The sequence below is a fragment of the Paenibacillus sp. sg306046 genome (assembly GCF_059821225.1).
In genome coordinates this window covers 88,438-104,878 of sequence record NZ_JCAMRT010000015.1, presented here as the reverse complement: position 1 = coordinate 104,878, position 16,441 = coordinate 88,438, and the positions used below count along the sequence as shown (strand labels likewise).

13 protein-coding genes are annotated in these 16,441 nt (G+C 56.0%); 4 read left to right on the top strand and 9 right to left on the bottom strand.

Going from position 1 to position 16,441, the window contains the following annotated elements; genetic code table 11:
• Positions 1-88: 88 nt before the first annotated feature.
• From AC6ROY_RS16440 to AC6ROY_RS16415, 6 genes are all read right to left on the bottom strand, one after another.
• Complete coding sequence (locus AC6ROY_RS16440; RefSeq protein WP_500101655.1) at positions 89-604, bottom strand: hypothetical protein; 516 nt, start codon at positions 602-604, stop codon at positions 89-91.
• Between the two features lie 57 nt (positions 605-661).
• Positions 662-2,809, bottom strand: a complete 2,148-nt coding sequence (locus tag AC6ROY_RS16435; protein ID WP_500101654.1) for an ABC transporter transmembrane domain-containing protein — start codon at positions 2,807-2,809, stop codon at positions 662-664.
• A 99-nt stretch (positions 2,810-2,908) separates the two neighbouring features.
• Positions 2,909-4,078, bottom strand: coding sequence for a Ger(x)C family spore germination protein (locus AC6ROY_RS16430; protein WP_500101653.1), 1,170 nt, complete (start codon positions 4,076-4,078; stop codon positions 2,909-2,911).
• A complete protein-coding gene (locus AC6ROY_RS16425) occupies positions 4,065-5,165 on the bottom strand; it encodes a GerAB/ArcD/ProY family transporter (protein WP_500101652.1) in 1,101 nt (366 codons plus the stop codon). Before AC6ROY_RS16425 ends, AC6ROY_RS16430 begins: the two co-directional genes overlap by 14 nt.
• Before the next feature lie 20 nt (positions 5,166-5,185).
• Complete coding sequence (locus AC6ROY_RS16420) at positions 5,186-6,814, bottom strand: spore germination protein (protein ID WP_500101651.1); 1,629 nt, start codon at positions 6,812-6,814, stop codon at positions 5,186-5,188.
• A gap of 81 nt (positions 6,815-6,895) precedes the next feature.
• Positions 6,896-7,798: a helix-turn-helix transcriptional regulator gene (locus AC6ROY_RS16415; protein WP_500101650.1), complete on the bottom strand. Its 903-nt coding sequence runs from the start codon at positions 7,796-7,798 to the stop codon at positions 6,896-6,898.
• A 126-nt stretch (positions 7,799-7,924) separates the two neighbouring features.
• On the opposite strand from AC6ROY_RS16415, the gene AC6ROY_RS16410 reads away from it, so the two are divergent.
• Positions 7,925-8,962, top strand: coding sequence for a Gfo/Idh/MocA family protein (locus AC6ROY_RS16410; protein WP_500101649.1), 1,038 nt, complete (start codon positions 7,925-7,927; stop codon positions 8,960-8,962).
• A gap of 210 nt (positions 8,963-9,172) precedes the next feature.
• Here AC6ROY_RS16410 and AC6ROY_RS16405 read toward each other — a convergent pair whose 3' ends face one another.
• The 3 genes from AC6ROY_RS16405 to AC6ROY_RS16395 form a co-directional block, all read right to left on the bottom strand.
• Positions 9,173-9,382 carry a hypothetical protein gene (locus tag AC6ROY_RS16405; protein WP_500101648.1) on the bottom strand — a complete coding sequence of 70 codons (210 nt, stop codon included), beginning with the start codon at positions 9,380-9,382 and terminating at the stop codon, positions 9,173-9,175.
• A gap of 105 nt (positions 9,383-9,487) precedes the next feature.
• Positions 9,488-10,741: a threonine ammonia-lyase IlvA gene (gene ilvA / locus AC6ROY_RS16400; RefSeq protein ID WP_500101647.1), complete on the bottom strand. Its 1,254-nt coding sequence runs from the start codon at positions 10,739-10,741 to the stop codon at positions 9,488-9,490.
• A gap of 143 nt (positions 10,742-10,884) precedes the next feature.
• The gene (locus tag AC6ROY_RS16395) at positions 10,885-12,144 is read right to left on the bottom strand and encodes an S-layer homology domain-containing protein (protein WP_500101646.1); all 1,260 of its coding nucleotides are present in this window, start codon (positions 12,142-12,144) and stop codon (positions 10,885-10,887) included.
• A gap of 307 nt (positions 12,145-12,451) precedes the next feature.
• On the opposite strand from AC6ROY_RS16395, the gene AC6ROY_RS16390 reads away from it, so the two are divergent.
• From AC6ROY_RS16390 to AC6ROY_RS16380, 3 genes are all read left to right on the top strand, one after another.
• Positions 12,452-14,083, top strand: a complete 1,632-nt coding sequence (locus AC6ROY_RS16390) for an FAD-dependent oxidoreductase (RefSeq protein ID WP_500101645.1) — start codon at positions 12,452-12,454, stop codon at positions 14,081-14,083.
• A 204-nt stretch (positions 14,084-14,287) separates the two neighbouring features.
• The gene (locus tag AC6ROY_RS16385) at positions 14,288-14,722 is read left to right on the top strand and encodes a MarR family winged helix-turn-helix transcriptional regulator (RefSeq protein ID WP_500101644.1); all 435 of its coding nucleotides are present in this window, start codon (positions 14,288-14,290) and stop codon (positions 14,720-14,722) included.
• A gap of 79 nt (positions 14,723-14,801) precedes the next feature.
• On the top strand, positions 14,802-16,316 hold the full coding sequence (locus tag AC6ROY_RS16380) for a DHA2 family efflux MFS transporter permease subunit (protein ID WP_500101643.1): 1,515 nt from the start codon (positions 14,802-14,804) through the stop codon (positions 16,314-16,316).
• Positions 16,317-16,441 lie beyond the last annotated feature (125 nt).

The window sequence follows — 16,441 nt, the reverse complement described above, 5'->3', positions numbered from 1 at the left end:
TTCTTCGTGTCCTTGCTGCCGAAACCGATTGGTGGAAACATCAGGATCACCTCCTTGTGTGTTTATGCAAAGACCTATCTGTCATTTATTATACGCGATTCCATTTTTGGAGGGTAGTCCTCAAGCTGTTAACTTTACCACAAAACACAATTTCTTCTCCCAGCTCACCTTGGCGGGTTCCATGCTTTTGCAAAAGCTTCCCGTACAATCGGCACAAGTACCCGTTTTCCGACTGCGCCGCCAATCGAATTTCCTGCACCTGCGGATGTTTCTTGACGATCTCCCTGGTCAGGTAGGATAACCCGTTCACAAACAGCCGCGTTCCGCGATACGCCTGGCCAAACAGCGCCATATCTAAAAAAGCGACATCCTTATCCGCAAACGCCTGCTCCCGTGTTCCGTGAAAATAAGCGGCGATTCCCATCATCTGCCCTCCCCTGTCCACAGCCTGCAGCAGATACCCCTCCGTCATATAGCTATACAGCAAGGCCACCGTATCCAACGTGTTGAAGGAAGGATGCAGATCATGCCGATGCTGCAGCATAAACAAGCTCGCCTGCGCCAGCTCCTCCTCGCTTTCACACCACATGAAGCGTGTCGTCATCGTCAATCGACTTCCTTTCCATACGTGGGTTGCCCTTCGAAATCGGTTCGCACTCGCTTATGACCGCAGCTCCAGTGTCCGTTTCAGCTCGGCCATCAGCTGCGGAGCCCGGGCCGTCAAGCTGTGGAAATCGTCCCTCCGCACCGCCAGCAGCACCGCAGGCCCCATCGCTTTCACCGTGGCATTGCGGGGAGCGTTGCGCAGCAGCGCCACTTCGCCGAAGTGATCGCCATCCTGCAGCACAGCCACACGCTGCTCCGCGCCCCCGGCCATTCGCTTGATCACCTCAAATTTGCCGCGCACGATAATATAAAACTTGCTGCCCTCATCGCCCTCGCGCACAATGGCTTCGCCGTCCTGACACTGCTCCGTCCCAAATAGCCCGGCCAGCTCATGAAGCAGCGGGAGCTCCACCTCGCGGAAAAATGGCAGCTTCGCCAGCCGTTCGACATCCACGGACGCATGCAGCCCGTCCCGCGACAATTGAAAGCCCTGTTGCTTCTCCCACAACTGTGCATACAGTCCCTGACGCTCCAGCAGCTCCGGATGCGTGCCGGATTCCACAATCCGCCCCTCCTGAAACACATGAATCCGATCCGCCTGGACAACGGAAGCAAGCCGATGGGTCACGGCTACAATCGTCTGCCGCCCCCGGATACGGTGAATCAGCGCATGGATATCCGCTTCGGACACCGGATCCAGCGCCGAAGTCACTTCATCCAGCAGCAGCACCTCCGGCTGCCGCAGCAGGGCGCGGGCCAGCGCCAGACGCTGCCGTTCGCCGCCGGACAACGTCGCCCCTTCCTGCTGCACCAGCGTGTCATAGCCCGCAGGCCAGCTGGCGATAACCGGATGAATCCGCGTCTTCGTCGCCGCCTCCACCAGCTCGGCCTCCGTCGCCTTGTCGTTGTCCAGCAGCAAATTATCCCGGATCGTCGCGTTAAACAGAAACGTATCCTGCGTCACCAGCACAGCCAGCTTGCGCAGCGAAGCTTCGCTTGCCTCACGAAGATCATGCCCGTTAACGGTCACCTTGCCTTCGCGCGGGTCGTAGAACCGGGACAGCAATTGAAGCGCCGTGCTTTTACCGGAGCCGCTTGGGCCGACAAAGGCGGTGTAGCTGCCCGCAGGAATGTGCAGACTGATCTGGCGCAGCTGATCGGCGGCTTCGGTATATCCGAATGTCACGCCGGTCATGCGCAGCTCAGCCACCGGCGGCTGCAGCGCAATCGGTTTCGCCGCCTCCGGAATATCCGGCTGATGCTCCAGCATATCGCCGATCCGCCCGAAGCTAACCTTTGATTCGATCAAGGCCGGGACCAGGTAGGACAAATTGGCGCCCGCCTGACCAACACTCATAAACAACGTAAAAAACGCTATAAATCCGCCGATTGTCAGCTGATCGCCAAAAATCAAGTAGCCGCCGAAGCCAAGCATCGTCCCGTTAAGCAGCATCAGAGAAGCCAACGGCACCCGCTCCAGCAACGAATTGGTCATATGCAGCTTGAAGCCCGCTTCCAGCAGCTTGCCGATCTGCCGGCCGGCCTGCTGGCGGAACCGGCCCTGCTGGTGCAAGCCTTTGATCGTCTTATGGCCTTTGATCATTTCATCAATGGTGTTGGCAAAGCGCTCCTGGGCCTCCTTGTAGGCTGTATTATCCCGCTCGGCCCGTCCTTGCAGCAGCCGGGGACCGACCAGCAGCAGCGCAGAACCGGCCACCATCACCAGCGTCAGCCTCCATTCGATCGACAGCAGCATGCCAAGCCCGAGCAGCACCGCCAGCGACTCCTTCAGCAGCAGCGGGCTGGAGCCGCGAATGACCCGTTCCACCGACGCCATGTCGGAGGTAAAACGGGTGACCACATCGCCGATGCGGTAACGCTGAAAAAACGGCAGCGACTGCCGCTGCACATGCGTCAGCAGCTCTGTCCGCAGGTAATAAATCACCCTGCTGCCGAGCAAGCCAAGCGCGTAATCGCCCGCAAGGCTGGCGCCGACCATCAGCAGACCGCCTCCGAGCAGGACACCGAGGATGAACAAAAACACTTGAAAATCCCGGGGCGTGAACGCTTCGTCCACCAAATATTTCAAGCTGAGCGGAGCCGCCACCCCATACGCGACCTCAATCAACGTGCCGATTAAAAAAACGCCGCCAAGCAGCTTATGCCGCTTCACATACCCGAGCATCCTCCGCGCCACATTCACGTTTGCCTACGCCCCCTCTGTAGAATTAAGCTTACAGCAGATCGAGCAGGCTGTAAATGCCGCGCCTGGACGCACGGCGCCAGTCGGTTCGGAGGGCCGTCACTCTGCCCGTTTTGTACCGCGAATGCCATACTCCACGATTTTGGCGTCTACGCTAACTTGCACCGGTACTTTACTGAACACGTCCTCCCAATTCGGCTTTATTTGCTTCCAAAGCTTCGGATAGGAAATCGCCAGCTTTTCACCAAACCCAAACACATCGGCCTTGTAGTTGCGCTGCGCCGCAGCAAGCGCTTGCTTCGTGTACCGCTGGATGGACGCCACTGTCGCCTGCTCCGCCTGCCTGACAAAGCTTTCCTCGAACGCATCGCCCGGGTTCACCCAGTCCTCCCGCAGCTTGCCCTCCAGCTGCAGCTTCACCTTAAACGAAATCCGTTCCCCGTCTACTTGCGGCGTAATCAAGCTCTTCAGCTTGCGTACCTCGTACGCCAACACCTGGCCGCTTTGCTCATCCGTTCCCTGAATGATGCCGGTCTGGTTTCTCGCGCCAGTTAACAGATTAGCTCCGATCACCTCGGCTTCGCTGAACCAGCCGATCATCTTCGTCGTCCGCCCCTTAATGACTGCAGCGCCGGACAGTTGATTATCCTTCTTTCCGAAGGATACGCCCACCCGTTGAACCAGAAAGCTGGTCCGCGCCGTGAGCTGCTCCGACATATTGCCCAGCTTCATGGGCGGCGGCATCAGCAGCGTTTTGCGATAGCCTTCCGTCATTCCCCTTAGCCGGATCGCGGGATTATCTACAATCCCCTTTTTTTCAAACATCGCGCCTGCTTTGCCTTCCGAGATCAGCACCCGAATAGAGCCTCTTGTCTGATTATTGCGCAGCACAAAATTAATGAGATTAGGCAGCTCGAAATGGCGCGCCACCTCCTCGCTGATCACGATCAGCTGCAAATGCTCATAGCTCGGCGTACGCGACAGCCGCGCAGACAATTGATTGATATTGTCAAAAATGGTCGTCCCTTCGCTGTAGGTGTTCAAATAATCATTTAACGCCAAACCGCCTTCCTTGGCCGTAAACCGTTTCGGTATCGCAAAATGATGCACCATCGCGATCCGCTCCCGTCCGTTCGCCGCTTCAGCCGGCTGCTCGAAGCCAATGCCGAGCACGATCCCTATCTCCTCGATCTCCGCACGGTCCCAGCAGCCGGTCAGAAGGGGAAGCAGCAGAAGCGGAACGAGCCATTTTGCGCTAGCCTTGCACAAGCCTTTCCCCCCTTATCCATACAATCGCCCACAGACAAAGCGGCATCACGACAAGAACCGTAATCGCGATATATCCGTTCATTTCTCCCAGCTTGAACACCCCGTTCAAGTCGCCTGGCAGCATCGCGATCAGGTATGTCACCGGCAGCAGCACGTAGGCAAATGCCTGATAATTTCGCTTGAACAGCTGGCCCAAGCCAAGAATAGCCGCATACTGGTAAGGGACAAACGCCGTATACATCGACAAAATCCACAGTACGGAAAACAACGACTCAAACCGTTCGAAAAATCCGCCCGGTACCTCCAGATTTTTGGCTACAGTCATCGTCGGCCACGTGACCGTTTTCACCTCTTCAACAGTCAACGTCCCGAAGGACACAACAATGACCAATGTATAAAAAACAATAACGGTTCCGACGCCCAGCAGCGCTGCTTTCATCGCTTGAGCCGGCTCCTTCATAAAGGCGGTTACCAGCATGACCATTTCAAATCCGCTGTACGCCAGCACCGAGGTTTTAAGCCCTTTCAACACCGGCATTATCCCTTCGCCAAGCACCGGCCGGATATGATCCAGATCGAAATCCTTGAAGCTGAATACGATCAGCAGAGCCAATATAATAAGGATGATCGGCACAAACAGCTCGTCCAGCCGGGCCAGCGCACCGATCCCTGAAATCGTTAAATAGACGGCCACACTCATAAACGTAATCATCGTCACGCTTATCGGCGTTCGATCCAGTAAATACATGCGGACAACCTCGCCCATCATCCTCAGCAAATAACTGGACGACAAAATGAAGTAGATCATAAATAACAAATTAAGCAGCAGCCCGACATAACGCCCAACGATCTCCTGACTGAACTGGTAAAACGTCTGGCGCGGAAATCGCTGACTCAATCGGACCATGATGTAAACCAGCAGCAGGACAATCAGTCCGCTTCCGATCACCGATATCCAGCCGTCCGGGGTCCCGACATCCTTGGCTTCACCTTGGGGCAAAATCAGAATGCCCGATCCAATCATGCTCTTGATGACGATCATTGCCGACTGGTTAGCCGTGAGCCTCTCTTGATGTGCAATGTCCATGGCGCGCCTCCCTGTGCGAGCTATTGTCGTTTGCGATCCTTCGGATCAAGCATCATCGGACGTCCCTTCAGCAGGCGGAGCGGCATCCGCAGCCATACGTCCTTCCACTGCGAAAGGCGAATCGGCACAAATGGCTCCATATAGGGAACGCCGAAGCTTTTAAGCTTGATCAGATGCACCGTAGTCAAAATAAACAGCAGCACAATGCCGTAAAGCCCCAGCACCGCTGCAGCCAGCATCATCGCAAAACGAAGCATCCGGATCGCAAGTCCGCCCGTATATTGAGGCAAGGCAAACGAGGAAATGGCAGTCAGCGCCACGACAATAACCATGATTGGACTGACAATCGCCGCCTGCACCGCTGCCTGACCGACAACCAGACCGCCGACGATGCCCACCGCCTGGCCGACCGGTCGCGGCAGCCGCAGCCCCGCCTCCCGCAAAATTTCCAGCGTAATTTCCATAATCAACGCTTCAATAATCGAAGGAAATGGCACCCCTTCGCGCCCCGCAGCCATGGAGATGACAAGCTTGGTCGGGATTAACCCGTGATGATAGGAAATCAGCCCGATATACAGCGCAGGCAGAAACAACGCAATAAATGCGGCCCCATACCGCAGAATGCGAATTAAAGAGGACGGAAGCCAGCGTTCATAGTAGTCCTCCGACGAGGTCAGCATAATCGACAGCGTAACCGGGATCACTAAAGCAAACGGCGTTCCGTCGATCAGCAAAGCAACCCTTCCTTCCAGAAGGGCGCTGGCCACCCGGTCCGGACGTTCCGTATTTTGCAGCTGCGGAAAGGGCGATAGCTCATTATCCTCAATCAGCTGCTCGATGTACCCGGACTCGGCGATTTCGTCGATATCAATCCGCTCAAGACGCTGCCGGACCTCAGCAACCAGCTTCGGGTCCGTCAGCTCGCGGATGTACAACAGGCTGACGTGAGTCCGGGAGCGGCGGCCAATCTGGTAGTCGCATATCGTTAGATCCGCATCCTTGATCCGATGGCGCACCAGCGCCGTATTGCTGCGGATGCTCTCGATAAATCCGTCACGCGGTCCCCGCACCACCGCCTCGGACAACGGCTCTCCGATTGACCTGCTAACCGGATGCGAAGTGCCCAGGACGATGGCTTCTGCCAATCCATCCAGCAGCAAGGCGGTATTTCCCTCCAGCAATTGTGAGACACATTTTCGCAGACAACGTACCTCGGAAAGTTGAGCAATCGGCAGGATAGATCGTGTCATTTGCTGCTTCAACTGCTCAAACGTCAAGGCATCACTAACGCGGGAATGATCCAAATCCTGCAGCAGAGGCTTGATCGCCTGCTCGATCAAGGTTGTCTTATCCACAAGCCCTTCGATAAATACAACAGCTGCTCCCAGCTGTGAGGGACCCATCTGGAAGCGGCGAAACACAACGTCTGAGCTATGTCCCAGCTTCTCTCGGAGAAACATCAAGTTAGGCTCCAGCTGGTCGGATAAAGGGACGGCCTCTACAGGAGCCGTATTGACGGGTCCTTCGGTCGTCCGGCGTCTGCGTAAATAACACGCTATACGAGACACGGAATAAGGGAGAAGAAATGCTCCCCCGGCTCCAAGCCAGAGCTGCCAGTCCAGCAGAGACAGTCTGATTGTGGCCCACATTGCCAAACCCCCTTCCGGAAATGGTCCGTTCGCCTTAGTATTCCTAAATTGCTACATTTTATTGTCGTTTCCGAAAGCTCCTTAGACCGGCCGCTTTCGCGCTTCGGACGGCGTCGTCCCCTTGTACTGCTTGTACAGCTTCGTAAAATAGTTCGGATTGTCGCAGCCGACGGCAGCGGCAATTTCGGCGATCGTCTGCGTCGTTTGCTGCAGCAGCCGCTGCGCTTCATTGATCCGGCAAACATTTACGTACTCCACAAAGGTGCGGCCCGTCAGCTTTTTAAACAGCTTGCAAAAATGGAACGGGTTCAAATTCACTTGACGGGCCGCCTCCTCGACGGTTAGCTTCGTTTGGAACTCGGACTCCAGCCGCCGGATCAGCTCCTTAAACCGCTCGCGGCTTGCCAGATGCGATGCGGCCTGGCTTTTAGCGGCAGGCTGATCATGGTCATGACCGTACCGGCGGGCGAGCAGCGCCAGAACAGTGTACAATTTGGATTTGACCAGCAATTGATGACACGGAAGCTTACCGTCCAGCTCCTCCGCCAGCTCCTCAAGCAGCCTCAAAACAGGCTCATCAGCCGGATCGCCTGTCAGCGGCTTGACCGGAAAGCGACGCGTCCCCTCCAAATAAGGAGCTACCCAACGGGCATGCTGCGGATCATGCACCCACTCGTTAAACAATGAAGCATTAAACACAATGCAATCAAAGCGAACATCTCCTTCCTGCAGCGCGTAACCGACATGCAAGCTGCCCCCCGGAACAAAAACCAGCTCGCCCGCACTCACCTCATAGGGACGGCTGTCAATATGCAGCACAGCGCTGCCTTCCCTGAACATAATCAGCTCAATGTGCTCATGCCAATGCAGAAACAACACATTCTCGTTAAGGCGCGCACCTGGACAGCGGTTATGAAATAGCTGAATCGGATACGATTTATGCGTCAGCCTCGTATTTTCCCATAGCTCTCTCGGATATGTCATCGTTCGCTCCCTCGACCACAAAATTAGACTAGTTTTGCGCAAGATTGTCTAGAGAAATCAACATATTCCCTCGATATAATGATTAAGACATCCTAACTATAAGCCAATATTGGAGTGATAGACAAGATGACAGCGAAATACCGGGTAATCGTCGCAGGCTGCGGCGGGATGGCGAATACGTGGGTGGACTATGCGAAGGAACGGTCCGATACGGAGATTGTCGGTTTGGTCGATATTAAGCAGGAGTTCGCCCAGGCGATGGCGGAACGCAAGCAGCTTGCCTGCCCTACATTTATAAATCTGGAAGAAGCGGTCAAGGCGACAGAAGCCAATCTGGTCTTTGATATTACGATTCCGGCCAGCCATCACGCAATCGCCAGCACGGCGCTGCGGCTAGGCTGTGATGTGTTTGGCGAAAAACCGCTCGCCGAGACAATGGCGGAATGCCTGGATCTGGTGCGCTTGGCGCAAAGCGTCGGCCGGACCCACGCCGTCATGCAAAATCGCAGGTATGACGGGCGGATTCGCGCGTTCCGCAAGCTGATTGCCGACGGGCAGATCGGCCAAACCGGATTTATCGGGGCGGATTTTTTTATCGGGGCGCATTTCGGCGGCTTTCGCGACGCGATGAGCAGCCCGCTGCTGCTGGATATGGCGATTCATACATTTGATCAAGCCCGTTATTTGTCAGACGCCAATCCAGTCTCCGTCTACTGTCACGAATTCAATCCTCCCGGATCGTGGTATGCGGGCAACGCTTCGGCGGTTTGTATTTTTGAAATGTCGGACGGCTCGGTGTTTAACTATCGCGGCTCCTGGTGTGCGGAAGGGGCGGCGACCTCCTGGGAGGCACAGTGGCGGATTACAGGGGAACATGGCACCGCCATCTGGGACGGCGTGGGCGAGCCTTACGCGGAACTGGTTAGCCCTGAAGACCAGTCCGGCAAATTTACCCGCAGCTACGTGCGGGTGGAGGGCGGGGTCGTCCAGTTGAACAACCAGTTTCACCGCGGCTGTCTCGACGACATGTTCGCGGCGCTGGAGGAGGGACGCAAGCCGGAAACCGATTGCAGCAACAACATCTACAGCATGGCGATGGTGCTCGCGTCGCTGGAAAGCGCCCGGCTCGGGCAAAAGGTGCAAATTGCGGATATGATGAAATAAATGTGCGTGTTGCGGACATTCACCTGCCGGGGGCCTTGGCGCCCCCGATCAGGATAAAAATTAACGACAACCTAATCCTGATCTTCAAGTTTGCTGGAGGCCACACGAATGTCTTTCCACGATTTTGTTCCACTGGGATTTTGCTCAGTTCGTTCAATCCGTTCAAGCAAGACTCGTTCATCGGCTTGTTGCTCCAGTTCAGGCAACTTCTCAAAAAGCGGACAGCCAATAAGGACGGGTTCCACGCACTTTCGATGCGATACAAGCCCAAACCGTCCCGCTGCGCTGCCGACTCCTCCCATTGCGGTCATACGTGCTGCCTGCCTCCGGGCGACTGCCCGGCTTCCAGCGGTCATCCTCGTCGTCATCGTCGTAGTCCTCCAGAATCGTATCGGTAACCGGCTGATCCTTCTCTTCCATTATAAGCCGTCTCCTTTCCGCCATCCAGGCAACGGGCCTTCGCATGGGCCGCGAGCAGCCGCGTCAAGCAACGCTTGCTTCCACAACGGTGGTCCCGTCATCCGCTCAGATCAGCAGGTTGAACAAATACGGATCCTTGTTAATTTCACTGTATTGCAAGCCGCGCTCATCCATACGCGCCAGCAGCGGGCCGTAGTCGTCCTTATGCTTCAGCTCAATGCCAACCAGAGCAGGTCCGTTCTCCTTGCTTGTTTTTTTCGTATATTCGAAACGTGTAATATCATCGTTCGGGCCGAGGACAAATTCGAGAAACTCCCTCAAGGCGCCCGCACGCTGCGGGAAATTAATCATGAAGTAATGCTTCAGTCCTTCATAAATGAGCGAACGCTCCTTGATCTCCTGCATCCGGTCGATGTCGTTATTGCCGCCGCTGATGATGCATACGACATGCTTGCCCGCAATCTGCTCGCGGTAAAAGTCCAGCGCCGCAACCGGCAGCGCGCCCGCAGGCTCGGCTACAATCGCATTTTCATTGTACAGCTCAAGAATCGTCGTGCACACCTTGCCCTCCGGAACGACAACGATATCATCCACAACCTCGCGTGCGATCGCATAGGTCAGCTCGCCGACCCGCTTTACGGCCGTACCGTCCACAAATTTGTCGATCTCACCGAGCGTCACGACGCTGCCCTGCTCCAGCGACTGGCTCATGGACGGAGCGCCCGTCGCTTCCACGCCGATGACGCGGGTTGCCGGGCTGATGCTTTTCACATAGGTGCCGACGCCCGCCATCAAGCCGCCGCCGCCAATACCGCCGAAAATAAAATCAACCGGCTCCCGCAAATCCGCGATCAGCTCCATGCCGACCGTTCCTTGCCCGGCTACCACCTTCGGATGGTCAAACGGATGAATAAAGGTCATTCCCTCCTGCTCGCCGCAAGCAACGGCCTCACGCAAGGAGTCGTCGAACGTATCGCCAACCAGCAGCACCTCGACATATTCGCCGCCGAACAGCTTGACCTGCGAAATTTTTTGCCGCGGCGTCGTGGTGGGCATAAAAATTTTACCGCGAATTTGCAGCGCCTTGCACGAATAAGCAACCCCTTGAGCGTGGTTGCCCGCGCTGGCGCACACGACGCCCTTGGCGAGCTGGTCATCCGACAAGCTGCGGATCATATGATAAGCGCCGCGAATTTTGAAGGAGCGAACGACCTGAAGGTCCTCTCGCTTCAAATAGACATGGCACCCGTACCGTTCAGACAAAATAAAGTTTTTTTGCAGCGGAGTATGCGTCACCACATCCTTGAGCATGTGGCTCGCCATCATGATATCCTCCAGCCTTACGCGGCTTTCACTCATACAGAGTTTTCCTCCCCAGCTGTCTCTCTTGTGCATCTCTCTATTATACACGCAAAACGGCTCTCTCCGATAGCCGCCAGGCTTCGAAAAGAACCGTTTGCACGTTGTAAAGCTAACCTTTTTCGCTCGTCAGAGCTTCTCTATTATCGAATAATAACGGTGTGTACGGATTGTTGCTTGCCGCGCAGCTCGATGGAGCGTCCTGCGGTCAGCAGGCTGACATCGCCGGAAATGTACACGTTCGGCGCGACATTGTAGACAGCCGTCTGCACGCTGCCGTCAGTGACGGACTGGTTAAGCGAAATCGTGCCCAGCGCGCCCTGCGAGTTAAGCGTATAGCCATTGAGCGTGCCCGCAACCACGAAATCTACCGCCTGCCCATTGTCCCCGGCTTGCTTCGTTACCTCGACGAAAATGGCTTTGCCGCCGTAGGTCCGCACCAGCACCTGATCACCGGCAACCAGCTGGCTGGCCTCTACACGTGTGCCATTGCGGAAAATATAAGCCGTTCCGTCCAGCTCGACGCTGATCGTTTCATTGTTGGACGCTTTGACGGACAGCAAATTGTTCGTCACCGGTCCTGCCACGGTTCCTTTGTAAGCGGTGTTGTCCGGCAGCTGGCTGCCTGTACGATCCAGCAGCGCGGCCAGCTCAGCGCGGGTTACCGGCTGGTTCGGACGGAAGCTGTTGTCATCATAGCCGTCGATCAGCCCCTTTTCCAGCGCCACCGCTACATAACCGACAGAACCGGCCGGAATTTTATTCGCATCCTTAAATGGCAGCTGGGCGTTCATCTTCGCCTTGGCTTCGTTCTGCAGACGAAGCGCCTTCACCAGCAGCGTCGTCGCCCACAGACGATCCGCTTCCTTCTCAGGCTGTACGGCCGCATCCGTCTCGGCGAACAAATCGTTTTGCAGCGCTACCGACACGTAGCCGACTGCCCAGCCATATTTATCTTTCACTTTCTCCGCATCGGTAAAGTTCAAATTCGCCTGCTTCGCTTCCGTCGACTCCGCCTGATCGCGCAGGCCCATCAGCCGGACGGCTGCCGTAATCGCCTCAATGCGCGTAATCGTCTTGCGCGGCTTGAAGGTGCCATCCTCATACCCCTCGAATACTTGCTTGGAAGCAAGACTCGCGATATAACGGGCCGCCCATTCCACATCGCTGCCCTTCAAATCGTCGAAGCTCAGCTTGATTTCCAGCTTGCCGCCTTTGTAGCCGGTTTTAACGTCGGAGTTGTAGTCGTTCCAGGAACGGGATTGCTCGGACTTGCGGTCGTCGCCGCGCTTGCTGTCGCGTCCCTTGTCCTTGCCGTCGGAGGCAAATGCCCCTGTCGTACCTCCCAGCATCATCACCAGCGCCAATCCGGATACAACGGTTTTCTTCAAAGTTGGGTTCATGTTCATATCTCCTCTGCGTGAAATTGTCAAAGATAAGCTTCAGAACCTTCGCGAAGGGTTTCTGGATTCACTAAAATACGTTCGCCCGATGGAAAAATTTTGAGGGGGTGCAGCTGTTAAGAAAAAATATCGCTTTCAGAATCAATCTCCTTCCATACCTCCGCTCCTCGCCCCGCTGACCAAAAGATGGTAAACTGGACAAGACGTTACGAAACCTCTATCCGAGTACCCGTGGCCATTCAAGGGTAACATCAAACGAAGGAGTGATCGGCTTTTTATGAAACGCAAAGGCAGGAGATTGTCCGCAATGCTAGTCATCGCGGCTCTCATCCTTATTGCAGGGATTTACGTAGGGTCCAACAAGACAGATCAGCCTAACCAGGCTTCGCCAAGCTCAGGAGCAGACCCTGGAGCGAGCCAGCAAGCCGCCGATGCCCCGGGGCAGCCAGCGGCGCAACCGTCAGTAGCAACGCGGACCAAAGCGGTGGCTCCTGCTGAACAAGTCGATGTGCTCGTCGTCGGCACCGAGCTGGAGGGCTTGTATTTAGCCAGAGCTGCCGCCGATGAAGGCTTGAAGGTCAAAATCATTGACCCGCGCGACGCGTTCGGCGGCCAGGTGCTGCAGGGCGAGATGCTGTTTCTTGATGAAACGCGGGACGATCAATACAGGCTGATGGTGCAGGGCCGGGCCAAAGCGCTGTTCGACGGCTTCCGAAACGGCAAAATTCGCAAGCTGAAGGAATTTGAAGCGTATTTCGCCGAGCTGGTCAAGGGCATTCCGCTGGAGCAGGGTGTCAAGCTGGACGGGATTGAGCTGCAGCCTGGGGTGTTCGGCAGCGGGCAGACCGGCAAGCCGTCGAATCAGCAGCAGGTGAAATCGGTACAATATACAACGAAGGACGGCCAGAAGAAAGCGATCGAAGCCGCCTACTGGGTTGAAAATACCGACTACGCCGCCTTCGCCAGCAAGCTGCAGGTACAGCGGCTGCCGGGCCTCGAAGCGTTCTACGGGCAATCCAATATCGAATACATGAGCTCCGGCATGATGATGAAGTTCAAAAATGTGGACTGGGCCCGTTTCCAGAAGCATTTCAACGAGCTGAGCAAGGAAGAGCGCAACGCCAAATACGGCTACGGCTCGGTTGATCATAACTTTGCGATCGGCTTGACCGGCATGACGAATAAATACAAGGCGACGAATGACCGCGTCTTCCTGCGCGGACTGAATGCCGTGTCGCAGCGAGACGGTGAAGTCATCATTAATGCTTTTCTGCTGTATACCGTCGATCCGGCCAATGATGCATCCGTGAAAGAAGCGATGGAGCTGGGCAAGAAGGAAATTCCGCTTATTCTGGAGCACTTCCGCAAAAACATCGTGGGCTGGGAAAAAGCGGAGCTGAACGGCTTCCCGAACTACCTGTACATCCGTGAGTACAACCACTATGAAACTGACTACGTGCTGAAGCCTTCGGATATGCTGGGCGCCAATATGTTCTGGGACAATGTCAGCATCGGCGGCTATCCGCTTGATCTGCAGGGCACCAGCGCCAACAAATGGGGCATCGAAATGGGCCGGCCGGACAAATACGGGATGCCGCTGCGCAGCTTCCTGCTGAAAAACTACGACAATGTCATCCTCGCAGGCAAAAATGTCGGCGCATCCGCCATCGCTTACGGGAGCGCGCGCATTCAACCGAACACCAGCCTCGCGGCTGAATCCATCGGCGTCATGCTCGGTCAGATTCAGGGCAAGAAAAAGCTGCGCGAGCTGAAGGAAGCGGACATGCCTGCGCTGCATGACTACCTGCAAAGCAAATACGCCATCAAGCTGACCGGCGTGAAAGGAAACAACAAGCTAGCCGGCTGGACAGCCGATGAGTTAGCCAAGCTGGACACCGGCGAAATCGTGTATGCCGCTTATGTGAAAAAGCGAAAATAAGCAACCGAACCCATCGTGAGTACATGTGATTCGAAGCACCTTGAACGATCCTGACCAAGCCCTTGGCTCTGTCAGCCGTTCAAGGTGCTTTTTCGATTGTTCGCCCGGCTTTTCTTTGACACGGAGCGATGAAAGGACTACAATAGGATAGTTCAAACATTGAATATTTCAATTTTAAAATATACATGAAGGTGAATGATTAAGATGTACCAGCCTAATGCTTCGACACCTTTGGAGAAATGGACGCGCCTGACGATGCGCCGCTGGCATGACGAGCTGACTGCGCGGCTGAAGCATACGCTGCCCCGCCAGCAATATTATTTGCTGGAAGCCGTGCGCGACGGTGAGCAGCTAACCTGCTCCGACATCGCCGAGGCGCTGCAGATTACGCTGCCTGCGGTAACGAATCTCACGCAAAGGCTCGTGTCCGGCGGCTACCTGGAACGAATCGGCAGCGAGAAGGACCGGCGGCTCGTTTATTTACGCTTGACGCCGAGCGGCCGCAGCATTTTGCAGGAGCTGGACGAAGCGGCCGCTGACATGGTGCGCAGCCTGTGGGGCGCTCTGGAGCCAGCGGAGCTGGAAGAGCTGAGCCGCTTGCTGCACAAGTCGCTGCAGCTTCCCGTTTCCCCGGTCTAAGCTGAAACCGCCCCATTCAGAGAGGCCAGTCAAGCAACGACCCACCACTCTAGGAATTAGAAAAAGGAGCAAACTACGTATGTCAGCCAATAAGCAAAACCTGTCCCCATCCGGGCTGCCGGCTGCGGAGCAAGGCGCAGTGGCCTTCTGGCCTGTGTTAATCGGAATTTTCCTCGGTTCCTTCGTATCGCTGCTCGGGATGAGCACGATTACGGTCGCCATTCCCGTCCTCATGCATCAGTTTCAGACCGATCTCGGCATGGTGCAATGGACGTTGACCGGCTTCATGCTTGCGACGGGCATTATTTCCCCCATTACCGGTTATTTGGGAGACCGATTCAGCACCAAATACTTATATGTCATCGCCCTGATCGGCTTCACGCTGATGTCCGGGCTGTGCGCGATGGCCTGGAACGTTGAATCGCTGATCGCCTTCCGGGTGCTGCAAGGTATTTTCAGCGGCATGGTCATGCCCGCTACGATGACGATCATCTACCAGGTCATTCCACGAGAACGGCAAGCGTTCGCGCTCAGCATGTGGAGCTTGTCCGCCATGCTGGCCCCTGCCCTCGGGCCGACGCTTGCAGGCTGGCTGATCGAGTCGCTGGACTGGCGCTGGCTGTTCATCATTAACTTGCCGCTGGGGCTGGCAGCCGTCTGGGTAGCCTCGCGCCTGATCCCTTATTACAGACTGACCACGCCGAAGTCCTTCGACCTGCTTGGCTTCGTCACCGTTATTATCAGCAGTGCTTCGCTGCTTGTTGCGTTCAGCGAGGCTCACCGCTGGGGCTGGCTCGGCTGGGAGACGCTGTCCCTGATTGCTGTTGGCGTGATTGGGCTGATCGTGTTTATTCGCCGCGAGCGCACAACCGCGGAGCCGCTGCTGAATTTGAGCGTTTTCCGTTATAAACGGTACACATTCACGCTCCTGATCACCTCGATGATCACCGTCAGCTTATATTCAGGCACCTATTTGACGCCCGTGTTCCTGCAAAATATTCAGCACGTATCGGCGTTTCACACCGGCTTGATCCTGCTGCCGTCTTCGCTGGCGATGGCGCTGTTTATGCCGATTACCGCGAAGCTGTACGCCCGGCTTGGCCCGGTTATCCTGATTGTGTCCGGTGTCATTCTGATTGCCGTCGGCACGTTTGCGATGGCAAATCTGCATGTCGGCACCTCCCAGACGTATGTCGTGCTGTGGATGACGGTCCGCAATATCGGCATCTCGCTGGCGATGATGCCTGCCTCCAACGCCGGGATGGAAGTGATCCCGCGCGAGCTGTCAGGCCACGCCTCATCGGCCAACAACTGGATTCGCCAGGGACTCGGCTCCTTCTCGATCGGCCTGTTTACGACGATGCTTGCATCACGCGTCACGACACATACGGCCGACTTGAAAGCCGCAGGCCAGATCACGGACAACAACCTGCTTGGCGCTACAGCCTTTACGAATAGCGTCAATGACGTCTATTTGCTCGCAACGCTGGTCGTGCTGCTCGGCATCCCAATTGCGCTGCTGATGCGCAAACGGGCCAAGCGGCAGCAGTCAGGCACTCCGGCCGACGAGCAGGGGGATTTGCAGCAAGCGTGATCCGGCGTCAGCCTTTCGACAGAGCTGGCTCAGCTAGCGCGCCGGCTGGAACGGAGGATGAGCGACCGCGCTTCCGGGGCAAGCCGTCTTGCTGTTGACCCTGCTCTTGCTGCTTACGACAAAAA

Bases quoted from the DNA above. Each gene is read 5' to 3' on its own strand.
- AC6ROY_RS16440 (WP_500101655.1), bottom strand. From the start codon at position 604: ATGACGACACGCTTCATGTGGTGTGAAAGCGAGGAGGAGCTGGCGCAG.
- AC6ROY_RS16425 (WP_500101652.1), bottom strand. From the start codon at position 5,165: ATGGACATTGCACATCAAGAGAGGCTCACGGCTAACCAGTCGGCAATG.
- AC6ROY_RS16420 (WP_500101651.1), bottom strand. From the start codon at position 6,814: ATGTGGGCCACAATCAGACTGTCTCTGCTGGACTGGCAGCTCTGGCTT.
- AC6ROY_RS16415 (WP_500101650.1), bottom strand. From the start codon at position 7,798: ATGACATATCCGAGAGAGCTATGGGAAAATACGAGGCTGACGCATAAA.
- AC6ROY_RS16410 (WP_500101649.1), top strand. From the start codon at position 7,925: ATGACAGCGAAATACCGGGTAATCGTCGCAGGCTGCGGCGGGATGGCG.
- AC6ROY_RS16405 (WP_500101648.1), bottom strand. From the start codon at position 9,382: ATGGAAGAGAAGGATCAGCCGGTTACCGATACGATTCTGGAGGACTAC.
- ilvA (WP_500101647.1), bottom strand. From the start codon at position 10,741: ATGAGTGAAAGCCGCGTAAGGCTGGAGGATATCATGATGGCGAGCCAC.
- AC6ROY_RS16395 (WP_500101646.1), bottom strand. From the start codon at position 12,144: ATGAACCCAACTTTGAAGAAAACCGTTGTATCCGGATTGGCGCTGGTG.
- AC6ROY_RS16390 (WP_500101645.1), top strand. From the start codon at position 12,452: ATGCTAGTCATCGCGGCTCTCATCCTTATTGCAGGGATTTACGTAGGG.
- AC6ROY_RS16385 (WP_500101644.1), top strand. From the start codon at position 14,288: ATGTACCAGCCTAATGCTTCGACACCTTTGGAGAAATGGACGCGCCTG.
- AC6ROY_RS16380 (WP_500101643.1), top strand. From the start codon at position 14,802: ATGTCAGCCAATAAGCAAAACCTGTCCCCATCCGGGCTGCCGGCTGCG.